The following is a 13737-nucleotide window of genomic DNA, read 5'->3' as shown; positions in this document are numbered from 1 at the left end:
TCCATGCGACGGTGCTTGCTTATTCAAAAGCCAAAGCACGCATCTTCACCGACCGGCTTGCCTTGCCGGATTTCGTATTCGCACGTGGGTTGTTGTGCTGCATCGGTAGTCACCCGCGTTACGGACCGTCTGATGTTATCAGCGGATTGCGTGTCAATCGCCTGATCGATGAGTTGATCATGCAGACGTATCTGGCATTCTTGGTAGGTGTAGCGATTGATGATCTGTTTGCTGGCGCTGTCGTAGAGGACTTCGACCAGAAGCCGGGTTTGCGTATCCAGCATGAGGGGTGCATGATTTCCGAGGAAGCAGATGCTTGTCTTGGTAATGCCGTAGTAAGCGATGGAAGGGATTCTTCCCCGCGCATCCAGCGTCAATGCAAGGATCTGAACATCTCCCCAGTTGGTTTGCGCCACGGAGAATGAAGGTCGATGGGCTCCTGGAGGGGGAAGAGTGATTTCCCGAAGTATTGCTCCGATCTTGATGTTCGCCTTTTTGATGCGTCCGCTTGCGGGGACCGTCTTGACGAGCGCTATCTTCTTCTTTTCGATGTCTGTGGCGACAGTAGCGCAGGGCACGAAAAAAGCGAGAAAAATGGAGAATGTCATCCTTTTCATTTTTTTCTCACTTCAGTAGCAATTTGCTGATCAAGCGGAATTTGTCCAGCCGATCCTCTCTGCTAAGGGGCGGATACTCAGGCAGATCTCTCCGTCCGGGGCCGCGATTGATCACTCTTCCCACCTCGTCAACCACTGCCTCCGACTCGCCTTTTCTGGCAGATCGCCTTACGTCGTTGGTGCGCCAGTACCAGCACGAGGCCGTAAACGAAAGGTAAGAGTCGGAACTCAGAATTTCGGGGGCACTGGCCACATCGACTGTCCTGATGTATCGATTCAGATAAAGGTTGAACGCCTTGTAATTGATTTCAGATGTGATTTGAACAAAGCCTCTGCCCTTGTAGCGGGAGGCACTGCTGGCATACTTTGACGGGAGTTCCGTCATCAGTCGCATCCCCGCTGATTCGTGAACGCCTTGCGCCAGGTAATGAGCCTGCTCCAGACGATCCGTTACGCCCCATTGCAGCATCGTTTTGTTGAGGTTGATGCGATGTGTCTTGAAGGTCTCCTGATCGGTATTGGGCATGATCCGCATAAGTTCAGCTTCACTCAGCCACATGCATTTTGCGAGTTGTTCGATGAATCGCAGGGGATGTGCATGCCAGACACGTTTGGAATCAGGAAGACCCGCTACATCTTCCCAGAAGGCAATACGTTCGATGTGCTTCGTCAGCGCGGCAAATTGATCCATGGTGAGTTTTTGAGCTCCGAACTCATCTGTGGTTACCCGCTGGAATCGAACCGGAATGTCCGTCTTGCTCCATTCTGTCGGATGACTGGCGATCAGGCCGCTGATTTTTTCTTCGTTTTTGCCAGCGATCCTATTGATGCCAACCGACGAATCAGTTTCTGATGTCGATGGTTTTGTCAGAGCTAGTAGACCTTCATCATCAATTACGCCGTCCAAACTGTTTTGAGCGGCTGTCTCTGCAAAGGCCTGGAAGCCCGCCCAGTCTGCGTCACTGGTGAACTTGATGTCATCCGCTTTAGTCCAGTACAGCCTGTCCTTGTCTGGCACATAAAGCGGGATCCAGAATGTTCCTCGATACTCCCGCTTGATAAACTCTTCATCCTTCAGCCATGGAGCCATCCATGGCACCACCACCGTTCCGGCCGGCAAGATGTGCTCGTTTTTAAGGGGGTTGTTGGCGAACGCGATCAGGCTGTCGGTTTTGGGGAGGAACTGCTTTACGATACGTTTTTTGCCTTTTTGGTGCAAAGACGATGATTCGACCATTTCCTCCGCGATCTGATCTTCGCTGACCCAATAGTGTTCACTTTTCATCCGTATTTTGTAATAACCCCCCTCCGGCTGATGCGGCGCGACTTCAAGAGGCATGGAGGTATCTACAGCAAACATCTGTTCGGTCAGCAAGTCATTCAGAACGGATTGCGCCTGCGTGAGCAGACATTTTCCCCATATGGTCTTGTTCACGTTCTTGAGGAATGCGTTGTCGCCAAAGAAAATTTCAAAGTGGAAGCCTTTGGATGGCGTGGTCAGGTTGTCGGGAATGCTCCCGCAATAACCAAGGATGTCGCCTCTGCGGACGCGTGCCGAGCCGATGCCGGAAATGACTGCGCCATTCGCGGTTGGCTCGATGACCTCTTCGCGGGCTGGTTCGATGACCGGGCGTTTCTTCTTGTCAAACACGGGCTGCCCGTCTTTTACCAGCGGCCGGGCCGGGATGATTTTCCGGATGAAATTCAGACCAGGAAGTTGGCCCGTTTTGAGTTCTTGGAATGCACGTAAATGCATATAGAGGGAATAAAAGACCAAGCTGCTCGTTCCCAAGACTGTTTGGCCGAGTTCCGCTTCATGCTTTAACAGCACAAAACTCCGCGAATAGGTCGATTGATTAAAAAACGCATCTGAGGTGTCGTTCGCATCGTAACGATAGGCGACCAGTTCACCGTCTGCGATTGCCCGTATCGGCGCATTTCTGTCGGTGGGGTGGATATGGAGGCCGCCGTGCCAGAATCGGTTCTTGCCAATCAGGTAGGGACCGCTGAGAATTCCGCTGTTGTTAAAAAGAGTGTCAGGTACGACTCGTTGCTCGTTGCCAGCGACATACGGCAGTTCAATGGGGTAGGTGATGATCATGGTGTTGAATTGGGCGAAGCTGAGGAGTAGGTAGGCGGCAGGGGGCAGGCGCGTGCCACATGCTGCAGCTGGCGGCTCACATCATCATGGGACACCACGAAGCGGACGAGCCGAATTTGCGATACTAGAAGGCAAAACGTCAGTTCAGGCTGGTCGGAGGCGAAGAAAGCCGTGTGAACGGAATTTTTTCGATCTGGTGGAAGCCATAGTGATGGCAGCGAGGCGGAGGAAGCGGAAAAACGACGACAAGCTCTCCTGCATGTTTTGCCTTGGCTATTTCGAACTTGCAAAGCCTTTTCAACCCCGTGTATATCTCTGTTGATTAGGGTTACGAATTGAAACATCTCAAGATTTCACCGCAGCCCCGGCGTATATTGCTTTCCTGCGCCAGATGCGTCTGCAAGCCGCACCAGGCAAGGATTACAGGCTGATACGGCTGCGTGGGGAACGCGGCCTTGATGCCATCCGGCAAGCATTCCAGACCTTCCAACTATTCTGAGACACCCCCGAGGGCAACAACATGAAAAAACTAGCGGCAATTGGCGTCTGTGGCGTGCTGGCGGTAGCCGGCCTGGTCGCCAGCGCTTCGGCCTATGCGCACGGGCGCTTCTATGGTGGCGTGGTGATCGGTGGACCAGTGTGGGTGCCGCCCCCGGTCTACTATCCGCCACCGGTGTATTACCCGCCGCCGGTCTACGTGGAGCGGGCCCCCGCACCGGTCTACGTGGAGCCGCAGCGCCAGGACTACTGGTACTACTGCGCCGAGTCCAAGTCCTACTATCCCTACGTCCAGAACTGCCCCAGCCCCTGGATGAAGGTCGTGCCCAATACGCCGGGCGTGCCGGGCAGTACGCCGCCGCAATAAGCCTTGCCTAAGCTACGTAATTCGTCGATCCCCGATAAAGGAAACATCGTGAAACCCCTCTACAAGACCGCCGCGACCGTGACCGCCGTCGGCGCCATGCTGGCGCTGGGTGGCTGCGTGAGCGTGCCGACCGGCCCGTCGGTGATGGCCATGCCCGGCAAGGACAAGACCTACGAACAGTTCCGCGCCGACCAGCAGCAATGCCAGCAATACGCCCAGGACGCCATCGGCGGCCAGGCCGCGCAGACCCAGAACAATGCCGCCAACAGCGCCGCAGTCGGCACCGCCGTGGGTGCCGTGGCCGGTGCCCTCATCGGCGCGGCCTCGGGCAATGCCGGTGCGGGCGCGGCCATCGGCGCCGGCGGCGGCTTGCTCGTAGGTAGTGCCGCTGGCAGCAACGCGGCCGCCGGAGGCAATTACTCGATGCAGCAGCGCTACGACATGACCTATACCCAGTGCATGTACAGCAAGGGCAACCAGGTGCAGCAGCCAGTGCAGACCACCACCGTCTATACCTATCGCCCGCGCTACTACGCACCGCCGCCGCCCCCGGGGTATTACGGCCCGCCGCCGGTGTATTACGGTCCGCCACCGGGTGCGTATTGAACCCGCGCACAAGCCGAGCCCAGCGCCTGAACCGCCTCCTTGCAGGCGGTTTTTTCTTATGCAACGCAACATGGCGCGCTGCCGGTGCTATACTCGCCGCCATGCTTTTCCGAAAAGATCAACTTGCGAAAACCCAGCATTGGTGGCGCGCCTGAACGAGGCGGCCCGTTTTCACACAGCTTGACCATGTGACCATGATGCCGCCGGTTCCGGCGGCATTGTTTCTTCAGCTTCGGGACCGGCGGCATTCCAGAGATTAACGATCAGGAATGACCATGTCTTCGAACGCCACGAGCTCCACCCCCACCACCAGCAGCCTGCCCGTCGTCCTCACCGGCGATCGTCCTACCGGTCCACTGCACCTGGGCCACTACATCGGCTCGCTCAAGTCGCGCGTGGCGCTGCAGGAAAGCTCGCGCCAGTTCCTGCTGCTGGCCGATACCCAGGCCATGACCGACAACGTCGGCCGCCACCAGAAAGTCACCGACAACGTGCTCGAAGTGGCGCTGGACTATCTGGCCGTGGGCATCGATCCCGAGAAGTCGACCATCTTCATCCAGTCCCAGGTGCGTGAGCTCTACGAGCTGTCGATGGTGCTGCTGAACCTGGTGACGGTTTCGCGCCTGGAACGCAACCCCACCATCAAGGAAGAGATCCGCCTGCGCGGCTTCGAGCGCGACATCCCGGCCGGCTTCCTGACTTATCCGGTCAGCCAGGCCGCCGACATCACCGCCTTCAAGGGCCAACTGGTGCCGGTGGGCAGCGATCAGTTGCCCATGATCGAGCAGACCAATGAACTGGTGCGCAAATTCAACGCCACCGTGGACCGCGAAGTGCTGGTCGAGTGCAAGGAAGTGCTCTCCGAAACCGGCCGCCTGCCCGGCATCGACGGCAAGGCCAAGATGAGCAAGTCGCTGGGCAACTCGATTGCCCTGGGCGCGACCCCGGCCGAGATCAAGCAGGCCGTGCACCGCATGTACACCGACCCCAACCACCTGCGCGTGGATGATCCGGGCCAGGTCGAGGGCAATGTGGTCTTCACCTTCCTGGACGCCTTCGACCCGGACCGCGATGCCGTGGCTGAACTGAAGGCCCACTACACCCGCGGCGGCCTGGGCGACAGCGTGGTCAAGCGCCGCCTGGAAGGGATCCTGCAGGAGATGCTCGAACCCATCCGCACCCGTCGCGAAGAATTCGCCAAGGATCGCGGCGAGGTGCTGGCCATCCTGAAGCGCGGCACCGAACGCGCCAGCGCCGTGGCTGCGCAGACCATGTCGGAAGTCAATGCCGCCCTGGGCCTGAACTACTTCGGGTGACCCGGCTCGGCGCTTTTTGGCCGATAAATGAAAACCGCCGCATCCCAACAGGGTTTGCGGCGGTTTTTTACATGCCTGGGTGAAGTTTTTTACCGATTTTTGGTCGGCGTCATCGGCGGCAATTCCAGCAGCACTTCCAGTCCGCCTTCGGCCAGGTTGCGCAGGCGCAGCTGGCCGTGATGGTTCTCGGCGATATTGAGCGCGATGGTCAGCCCCAGCCCGGTACCGCCGGTATCGCGCGAGCGCGAGGCCTCCAGGCGATAGAAGGGTTCGAACACCGCCTCCAGTTCGGACTCCGGAATGCCCGGTCCCTGGTCGCGGATGCGGATGGCGATCTTCTGCTGTTCCAGCGCGATGGACACCCGAGCCGACTTGCCGTACTTGCAGGCATTGTCGATCAGGTTGGTCAGGCAGCGCCGCAGTGCGCCCGGCTGGGCCAGCACGAAGGCGCGGGTGCTGCCTTGCAGGGCCACATCCTGGCCGGCATCGGCGGCGTCGGCACAGACGCTGTCGAGCAGGGAATCGATATCCAGCGCCTGGATCTTCTCGGAGGAATCCATGCTGCGTGCCAGGTCCAGTCCTTCCCGCACCATGCCGTGCATCACGCCCAGGTCGTCGATGAGCTTCTGCTGCAGCGGGGCATCGGTGACCTTCTCCAGCCGCAGCCGCATGCGCGTCAACGGGGTCTGCAGGTCATGCGTGATGGCCGCCAGCATGTGGGTACGATGCTGGATCTGGCGGCGGATGCGCGCCTGCATGGCATTGAAGGCGTGGGCCGCCTGGCGGATCTCGGTCGGTCCCGTCTCGGGCAGCGGTGCATGGTCGATGTCGCTGCCCAGGCGCGAAGCGGCTTGCGCCAGCTGGCGGATCGGGCGCGTGGCCATGCGCGCCACCAGCCAGGCCAGCATGGCGATCAGGACCAGGAACAGCAGAATGTATTGCAGCCCGAACAGCCCGGCCGGCCCGCCCGGCCCACGCCCGCGCAGGGCAGGGGGCTCGCCCGGCTGGTGCAGGCGCAGGCGCATGAGCGCCTGGTCATGCAGGCTGATGTAGATGACGCGGCAGGTATCGCGGCGCGGTCCTCGTCCGTCGTCGGCACGCAGGGGCGGGCACTCGCTCTCGCGCTGCACGGCAATCTTGCGGTCCTCGCCCAGGCGTGCCTGCAGCATCTCTATCAGCGGGCTGGTGCTGGCATTGGGCCCGATGGCGTCATTCATGTCCTCCACCATGCGTGCCTCGAAACCGAAGTTGGTGGCGGCCTGCAGGACGATGGGGCGCTGCGCCGGCGGGATGTCGTCCACTGCCTGCACGATCTGTTCGACACGGTCGGCCAGGTGCTGGAAGCGCAGCTCGCGCAAGGTATTGCGGCGCTCGTTGCCAGCCAGCCAGTTGGTGGCGAATACCGCCACCACGATTCCGCCCAGCAGCAGGAAGAAGATGCGGTTGCCGATGGAGCCAATGAAATTCTTCATGCCGTCCGGCCTGCGCCTTCGGCTGTCACGGTCGTGGCCAGCACGTAACCCTCGTTGCGCACGGTCTTGATGATGGTCGGCGTGCGCGCGTCATCGCCCAGCTTCTGGCGCAGGCGGCTGATCTGGATATCCACCGAACGGTCGAAGGGATCGGATTCGCGGCCTTGCGTGAGCTCCAGCAACTGGTCGCGATTGAGCACGCGGTTGGGATGGTCGAGGAATACCTTCAGCAACCGGAACTCGGCCCCCGACAAGGCCACCACCACGCCATCCTTGTTGACCAGGTGGCGTGCGGTGAGGTCCAGCGTCCAGCCGGCAAAGCGCATGGTGGCCACATCCGGCTGCGCCATGTTGGGCGGCAGTGCCTGCGTGCGGCGCAGGACGCTGCGGATGCGGGCAAACAGTTCGCGCGGCTCGAAAGGCTTGGCCAGGTAATCATCGGCCCCCATTTCCAGTCCAAGGATGCGGTCCAGCGGCTCGCCGCGTGCAGTCAGCATGATGACCGGCACCGAGGAGGTGGCGCGCAGGTTGCGGCAGAGGGTGAGGCCGTCCTCTCCCGGCAGGGTCAGGTCCAGCACGATCAGGTCTACCCGCGATTCTTCCAGCACGCGGCGCATTTCGCTGCCATTGGTGGCGGTGAGGGTGCGCAGGCCGTTGCTGTCCAGGTATTCGGCCAGCAGGGTGCGGATGTCGCGGTCGTCGTCGACGACGAGGATGTGAGTATTTGTATCCATGGATCGCATTATGCCGAACTTGTCCGTGCGTGCAGGGCGGATTTGTATCGGGTCTTTACAAGGGGCGGGGCAGAAATAAAACGATACCTGGGCAGCTCCCGTATATACAAAGCGATACAAATGACGCCGCAGCGGAAAAACCGTTGATACACGCCGCCGGTTTAATGGGAACCATGCCAAGGCAGCACGTCGCTGCCGAACGCATCAGAGCACCATCCCCTGAAAGGAGCAAGCCATGTTGACAATGAAAAACCGTATCCTGGCCGGCATCGCCGCCGTGAGCATCAGCGCCGTGACCCTGTCGGCCTTCGCCCAGATGCCCCCGGGCGGCCCGGACGGCCCCCGCGGCCATGCCCCGAGCCCGGAACAGATCGCCAAGTTCGAGCAGATGCGCACCAAGCACCAGGCCGAGCTGCACGACAAGCTCAAGATCACGGCCTCGCAGGAAGCCGCCTGGAAGCTCTTCCTTGACAAGACCAAGCCGGCCCCCTTCGACCAGGCCGGCCGTCCCAACAAGGACGAATGGGCCAAGCTGTCCACCCCGGAACGCCTGGACAAGCAGCTGGATATGATGCGCAAGCGTGAGGCCTTCGCCGAGCAACGCATCGCCGCCACCAAGGACTTCTACGCCACCCTGTCGCCGGAACAGCAGAAGATCTTTGATGCCGAACACGCCAAGATGGAACGCCATCGCTGGGAAAAGATGGAGCACATGCGCCATGGCGACCGCAAGGGCCCCCCGCGTGACGGCAAGCCGGCACCGGACGCCCCGCCGGCCAAGTAATCCCGGCCAGGCAGGACTTGCCGCTGCGCCGCAGGTGGGCGGATGCCTGGTGGCGGCGCAGCGGGCAGTCCCACCCTTGCAGCCTTGCGTCTCCCCGCAAGGCTGTTCTTGTTGGTAGCCCGTGCAAGCCGGGCAATAGCTGGGTACACTGCGTGCCAGCCCGGACGCGGGGGGCTGTCCGACAATGTTGCACGGCTGTCAGGCTGGTCGGAGAGAATGACGGCGGGCGGCCTTGCTCCGGCAGGAGGGGCCGCCTTCCCTTGTGCTTTCAGCTGGCGTTTTGCCTGTCCTGAAAGACAGAAAAATGTACAGAATCCTGCACAGATTCCTGTGCAGAACGTTGTACAGAAAAAAGAGCAGAAGGCAGTACAGAAATCTGTACTGAAAGAAATACATAAAAAAGCGCAGATAAATGCCGGCGGGCTGCCATGGTGGCGGCCCCGCTGACGTGATTACTTGATGACGTGATCGGTTCACTGGTTTTCCTGACATGACAAATACTCCCAATTCCAAGCAGCCGTCTCCCTCCAACGCATCGTCTCGCGGCAGCATCCTGCGCCGCTGGTGGTTCTGGGTCCTGGTGGCGGCGCTGGCGGCCGGTGGCGGCTACAAGTGGTGGTCCAAGAAGAAGGCCGATCAGGAGCAGATGGCTGCCATGGGCGGCCCGGGCGGACGCCCCGGCGCAGGCGGCCCCGGTGGACCGGGCGCGCGCCGTCCCGGCGGTCCCGGCGCCTTCGCCGGCCAGACCATGCCGGTCGGCGTGGCCAAGGCCCAAGTGCAGAACGTCGATGTCTTCCTCAATGGCCTGGGGGCCGTGACCCCGACCGCCACGGCCACCGTGCGGGCCCGCGTGGATGGCCAGCTGATGAAGCTGCATTACAAGGAAGGCCAGGTGGTCAAGGCCGGCGACCTGCTGGCCGAGATCGATCCGCGCTCGCTGCAGGCCGCGCTGACCCAGGCTGAAGGGCAACTGGCGCGCGACCGCGCCTTGCTGGCCTCGGCCCGCCTGGATCTGAAGCGTTACCAGACCCTGCTGTCGCAGGACTCGATTGCCAGCCAGCAGGTCGATACCCAGGCCGCGCTGGTCAAGCAATACGAAGGAACAGTCAAGGCCGATGAGGGCAGCGTCGCCAGCGCCCGCCTGCAACTGTCGTTCACCCGCGTGACCGCGCCGATCAGCGGCCGCCTCGGTCTGCGCCAGGCCGATGTGGGCAACAACGTCACCACCAGCGATACCAACGGGCTGGTCATCATCACGCAACTGCAGCCGATCACGGCCATCTTCAGCATCCCCGAAGACAATATCCCCAAGGTCTTGCAGCAACTGCAGAGCGGCCGCAAGCTGCCGGCCCAGGCCTGGGACCGCGAGCAAAAGAAGAAACTGGCCGACGGCGTGCTGCTGACCATCGACAACGTGGTGGATTCGACTACCGGCACCGTCAAGCTCAAGGCCCAGTTCCCCAATACCGATTACGCGCTCTTCCCCAGCCAGTTCGTCAACATCCGCCTGCAGCTCAAGACCGAGGAGGGGGCCATCGTGATCCCGACGGCGGCCATCCAGCGCGGGTCGAAGGGACTGTTCGTGTATGTGGTCAAGGAAGACAACACCGTCACCGTGCGTCCGGTCAAGACCGGTCCGGTGCAGGATGACCAGACCGTCATCACCGATGGCATCGCTGCCGGTGAAACCGTGGTCATCGATGGGATCGACCGCCTGCGCGAAGGCGCCAAGGTGGAAGCGGTGGCCCGTGGTGGCGCGGATGATCCGGCCAACAAGCTGACTACCGAGAATCCCGAACGCCGCCATGGCAAGCGCGGCCAGGCCGGTGAGGCAGGACAGGGCGGGCAGGGCGGTCAAGCCAACCTGAGTCCGGAAGAACGCCAGAAACGCTGGGCCGAAATCAACAAGCGCATCGACGCCGGTGAATTCGGCGAAGAGATCAAGAAGCTGCCCGAAGACCAGCGCCGCCAGAAGATGATGGAGCTGCGCCGCCAGCGTGAAGCGGCTGCCGGTGGTGGCAACGGCAGCAATACCCCCGCCAACAATGCAGGCAACGCCAACGGCGCCAAGTAAGCACAAGGCTCACGCATGAATCCCTCGCGCCAGTTCATCCTGCGGCCGGTCGCCACATCCTTGCTGATGCTGGCGATCCTGCTGGTGGGCATCGTGGCCTACCGGCTCCTGCCGCTGTCGGCCCTGCCCGAAGTCGATTACCCGACCATCCAGGTGGTCACGCTCTATCCCGGTGCCAGTCCGGACGTGATGACCTCCTCGGTCACCGCGCCGCTGGAACGCCAGTTCGGCCAGATGCCGGGCTTGAAGCAGATGTCTTCCACCAGCTCCGGCGGGGCCTCGGTGATCACGCTGCAATTCAATCTGGATCTCAGCCTGGACGTGGCCGAGCAGGAAGTGCAGGCCGCCATCAACGCCGGCAGCAATCTGCTGCCCTCGGACCTGCCGATGCCGCCGGTCTACAGCAAGGTCAATCCGGCCGATACGCCCATCATCACGCTGGCGGTCACCTCCAAGACCATTCCCTTGCCCAAGGTGCAGGACCTGATCGATACCCGCCTGGCGCAAAAGATTTCGCAATTGTCCGGCGTCGGTCTGGTGAGCCTGTCGGGCGGCCAGCGTCCGGCCGTGCGCATGCAGTTGAATCCGCGTGCGGTTGCCGCCCTCGGTCTCAACCTGGATGACGTGCGCACCGCCATTGGCAACGCCAACGTCAACCAGGCCAAGGGCAGTTTCGACGGCCCCACGCGCGCCTCCACCATCGATGCCAACGATCAGCTCCGTTCGGCCGATGAATACCGCAACCTCATCATCGCCTACAAGAACGGTGCGCCCATCCGCGTCTCGGATGTGGCCGATGTGATCGATGGTGCAGAAAACGTCCGCCTCGGCGCCTGGGCCAACCAGCAGCCGGCGGTGATCGTGAACATCCAGCGCCAGCCCGGTGCCAACGTGATCGCCGTGGTCGACAGCATCAAGAAGATCCTGCCGCAGCTGCAGGCCAGCCTGCCGGGTGCCATCGATGTCCACATCCTGACCGACCGCACCACCACCATCCGCGCTTCGGTGGAAGATGTGAAGTTCGAACTGCTGCTCTCGGTGGCGCTGGTGGTGATGGTGATCTTCGTCTTCCTGCGCAATGTGCCGGCCACCATCATTCCCAGCGTGGCAGTGCCGCTGTCGCTGGTGGGCACCTTTGCGGTGATGTACCTGGCGGGCTTTTCGATCAACAACCTCACGCTCATGGCGCTGACCATTGCCACCGGCTTCGTGGTCGATGATGCCATCGTGATGATCGAGAACATCTCGCGCTACATCGAAGAGGGCATGAAGCCCATGCAGGCCGCCTTGAAGGGCGCGGAGCAGATCGGCTTCACCATCATCTCGCTGACCTTCTCGCTGATCGCGGTGCTGATCCCGCTGCTCTTCATGGGCGATGTGGTCGGCCGCCTGTTCCACGAATTCGCGGTCACGCTGGCGGTCTCCATCCTGATCTCGGCCGTGGTCTCGCTGACCCTCACGCCGATGATGTGCGCGCGCCTGCTGCGCCACCAGCCGGAAGAACAACAGGGCTGGTTCTATCACAAGAGCCAGGCCTTCTTCGACCGCATCATCGCACGCTATGGCGTGATGCTGGAATGGGTGCTGGAACGCCAGAAACTGACGCTCCTGGTCGCCGTCGCCACCCTGGGCCTGACCGTGCTGCTGTACGTGTTCGTGCCCAAGGGCTTCTTCCCGCTGCAGGATACGGGCGTGATCCAGGGCATCTCGGAGGCCACGCAATCGATCTCCTTCGGTGCCATGGGCGAGAAGCAGCAGCAACTGGCCAAGGTAGTGCTGGAAGATCCAGCCGTGGAAAGCCTCTCCTCCTTCATCGGTGTGGATGGCACCAACGCCACGCTCAACAGCGGCCGCATGCTCATCAACCTGAAGCCGCATGAGGAGCGCGATGTCTCGGCCTCGGACGTGATCCGCCGCCTGCAACCCAAGCTCACGCAGGCGGTGCCAGGCGTGACGCTCTACATGCAGCCGGTACAGGACCTGACCATCGAGGACAGCGTCTCGCGCACGCAGTACCAGTTCACGCTGGAAGATGCTGATCCGGGCACGCTGAGTACCTGGGTGCCCAAGCTGATCGCACGTCTGCAGCAGGTACCGCAACTGGCCGACGTCGCCACCAACCTGCAGGACCAGGGCCTGCAGGCCTACATCGAGATCGACCGCAATGCCGCTTCACGCCTGGGCATCACCACGGCCGCCATCGACAATGCGCTCTACAACGCCTTCGGCCAGCGCCTGATTTCCACCATCTACACGCAATCGAACCTGTATCGCGTGGTGATGGAGGTCAAGCCGGAATTCCAGCGCGGCCCCGAGGCACTGGACAGCATCTTCCTGGTCACCTCGGCCGGCGGCAAGGTCCCGCTGTCCTCGATTGCCACCGTCACCGAACGCACGGCCCCGCTGGTGGTGAACCACATCGGCCAGTTCCCGGCGGCCACCGTCTCCTTCAACCTCGCCAAGGGCGCATCGCTGGGCGAGGCGGTCAAGGCCATCAAGGCGGCCGAAGACGAGATCGGCATGCCCGACTCCACCATCACCAACTTCCAGGGCGCGGCACTCGCCTTCCAGGCCTCGCTGTCCAATACGCTGTGGCTGATCCTGGCGGCCATCATCACCATGTACATCGTGCTGGGCGTGCTCTATGAGAGCTACATCCATCCCATCACCATCCTCTCCACCTTGCCCTCGGCGGGCGTGGGCGCGCTGCTGTCGCTGATGATCTCGGGGACCGATCTCGGCATCATCGGTATCATCGGCATCATCCTGCTGATCGGCATCGTCAAGAAGAACGCCATCATGATGATCGACTTCGCGCTGGAAGCGGAACGGCACCAGGGCAAGAGTCCGCGCGAGGCGATCTACCAGGCTTGCCTGCTGCGCTTCCGTCCCATCCTGATGACGACCATGGCCGCGCTCCTCGGTGCGCTGCCGCTGATGCTGGGCACCGGTGTCGGTTCCGAGCTGCGCCAGCCGCTGGGCATCACCATGGTCGGCGGCCTGCTGGTATCGCAGGTGCTGACCTTGTTCACCACACCGGTGATCTATCTCGGCTTCGACAGCCTGGGTCGCCGTCTGCGTGCGCGCTTCGGCCAGCGCGCGCCGGGCCATGGCGGCGAGGATGATGATGACGGCAAGCCGGCCACGCTGCCGCCGGCGGTGTAAGCG

10 protein-coding genes are annotated in these 13737 nt (G+C 61.7%); 6 read left to right on the top strand and 4 right to left on the bottom strand.

Annotated features, from left to right (window positions below; genetic code table 11):
- Nucleotides 1-23: 23 nt before the first annotated feature.
- Together J2X56_RS12720 and J2X56_RS12715 are read right to left on the bottom strand one after the other, a co-directional pair.
- Nucleotides 24-608 carry a hypothetical protein gene (locus tag J2X56_RS12720; protein WP_209568528.1) on the bottom strand — a complete coding sequence of 195 codons (585 nt, stop codon included), beginning with the start codon at nucleotides 606-608 and terminating at the stop codon, nucleotides 24-26.
- 16 nt (nucleotides 609-624) lie between these two features.
- Entirely contained in the window at nucleotides 625-2718 is a 2094-nt protein-coding gene (locus J2X56_RS12715) for a hypothetical protein (protein ID WP_310160576.1), read from the bottom strand.
- Nucleotides 2719-3238: 520 nt separating this feature from the next.
- Between J2X56_RS12715 and J2X56_RS12710 the strand changes: the two genes are divergently transcribed.
- The 3 genes from J2X56_RS12710 (at nucleotide 3239) to trpS (ending at nucleotide 5505) form a co-directional block, all read left to right on the top strand.
- Nucleotides 3239-3583: a hypothetical protein gene (locus J2X56_RS12710; protein WP_034332345.1), complete on the top strand. Its 345-nt coding sequence runs from the start codon at nucleotides 3239-3241 to the stop codon at nucleotides 3581-3583.
- A 48-nt stretch (nucleotides 3584-3631) separates the two neighbouring features.
- Entirely contained in the window at nucleotides 3632-4189 is a 558-nt protein-coding gene (locus tag J2X56_RS12705) for a glycine zipper family protein (RefSeq protein WP_034332343.1), read from the top strand.
- A gap of 275 nt (nucleotides 4190-4464) precedes the next feature.
- Nucleotides 4465-5505 carry a tryptophan--tRNA ligase gene (gene trpS, locus J2X56_RS12700; protein WP_121038601.1) on the top strand — a complete coding sequence of 347 codons (1041 nt, stop codon included), beginning with the start codon at nucleotides 4465-4467 and terminating at the stop codon, nucleotides 5503-5505.
- Nucleotides 5506-5594: 89 nt separating this feature from the next.
- Here trpS and J2X56_RS12695 read toward each other — a convergent pair whose 3' ends face one another.
- Both J2X56_RS12695 and J2X56_RS12690 read right to left on the bottom strand, forming a co-directional pair.
- Complete coding sequence (locus J2X56_RS12695; protein ID WP_034338891.1) at nucleotides 5595-6977, bottom strand: ATP-binding protein; 1383 nt, start codon at nucleotides 6975-6977, stop codon at nucleotides 5595-5597.
- Nucleotides 6974-7711 carry a response regulator gene (locus tag J2X56_RS12690; protein ID WP_199725008.1) on the bottom strand — a complete coding sequence of 246 codons (738 nt, stop codon included), beginning with the start codon at nucleotides 7709-7711 and terminating at the stop codon, nucleotides 6974-6976. The genes J2X56_RS12695 and J2X56_RS12690 overlap by 4 nt, the downstream gene beginning before the upstream one ends.
- A 235-nt stretch (nucleotides 7712-7946) precedes the next feature.
- On the opposite strand from J2X56_RS12690, the gene J2X56_RS12685 reads away from it, so the two are divergent.
- The 3 genes from J2X56_RS12685 to J2X56_RS12675 all read left to right on the top strand — a co-directional run bounded on the left by J2X56_RS12685 (nucleotide 7947) and on the right by J2X56_RS12675 (nucleotide 13734).
- Nucleotides 7947-8495, top strand: coding sequence for a Spy/CpxP family protein refolding chaperone (locus tag J2X56_RS12685; protein ID WP_134134850.1), 549 nt, complete (start codon nucleotides 7947-7949; stop codon nucleotides 8493-8495).
- Between the two features lie 490 nt (nucleotides 8496-8985).
- Entirely contained in the window at nucleotides 8986-10569 is a 1584-nt protein-coding gene (locus J2X56_RS12680) for an MdtA/MuxA family multidrug efflux RND transporter periplasmic adaptor subunit (protein WP_134134852.1), read from the top strand.
- Nucleotides 10570-10584: 15 nt separating this feature from the next.
- On the top strand, nucleotides 10585-13734 hold the full coding sequence (locus tag J2X56_RS12675; protein ID WP_121038613.1) for an MdtB/MuxB family multidrug efflux RND transporter permease subunit: 3150 nt from the start codon (nucleotides 10585-10587) through the stop codon (nucleotides 13732-13734).
- The last annotated feature ends 3 nt before the right edge of the window (nucleotides 13735-13737 follow it).

Origin of the sequence: Herbaspirillum sp. 1173, from assembly GCF_031455335.1 — a bacterium.
GTDB lineage: Bacteria > Pseudomonadota > Gammaproteobacteria > Burkholderiales > Burkholderiaceae_D > Herbaspirillum > Herbaspirillum huttiense.
The sequence above is the reverse complement of the archived record's forward strand: the minus strand, read 5'-3'. Positions and strand labels throughout refer to the sequence as shown.

Coding starts and splice junctions, on each gene's coding strand:
- J2X56_RS12720 (WP_209568528.1), bottom strand. CDS start 608: ATGACATTCTCCATTTTTCTCGCTTTTTTCGTGCCCTGCGCTACTGTC.
- J2X56_RS12715 (WP_310160576.1), bottom strand. CDS start 2,718: ATGATCATCACCTACCCCATTGAACTGCCGTATGTCGCTGGCAACGAG.
- J2X56_RS12710 (WP_034332345.1), top strand. CDS start 3,239: ATGAAAAAACTAGCGGCAATTGGCGTCTGTGGCGTGCTGGCGGTAGCC.
- trpS (WP_121038601.1), top strand. CDS start 4,465: ATGTCTTCGAACGCCACGAGCTCCACCCCCACCACCAGCAGCCTGCCC.
- J2X56_RS12695 (WP_034338891.1), bottom strand. CDS start 6,977: ATGAAGAATTTCATTGGCTCCATCGGCAACCGCATCTTCTTCCTGCTG.
- J2X56_RS12690 (WP_199725008.1), bottom strand. CDS start 7,711: ATGGATACAAATACTCACATCCTCGTCGTCGACGACGACCGCGACATC.
- J2X56_RS12685 (WP_134134850.1), top strand. CDS start 7,947: ATGTTGACAATGAAAAACCGTATCCTGGCCGGCATCGCCGCCGTGAGC.
- J2X56_RS12680 (WP_134134852.1), top strand. CDS start 8,986: ATGACAAATACTCCCAATTCCAAGCAGCCGTCTCCCTCCAACGCATCG.
- J2X56_RS12675 (WP_121038613.1), top strand. CDS start 10,585: ATGAATCCCTCGCGCCAGTTCATCCTGCGGCCGGTCGCCACATCCTTG.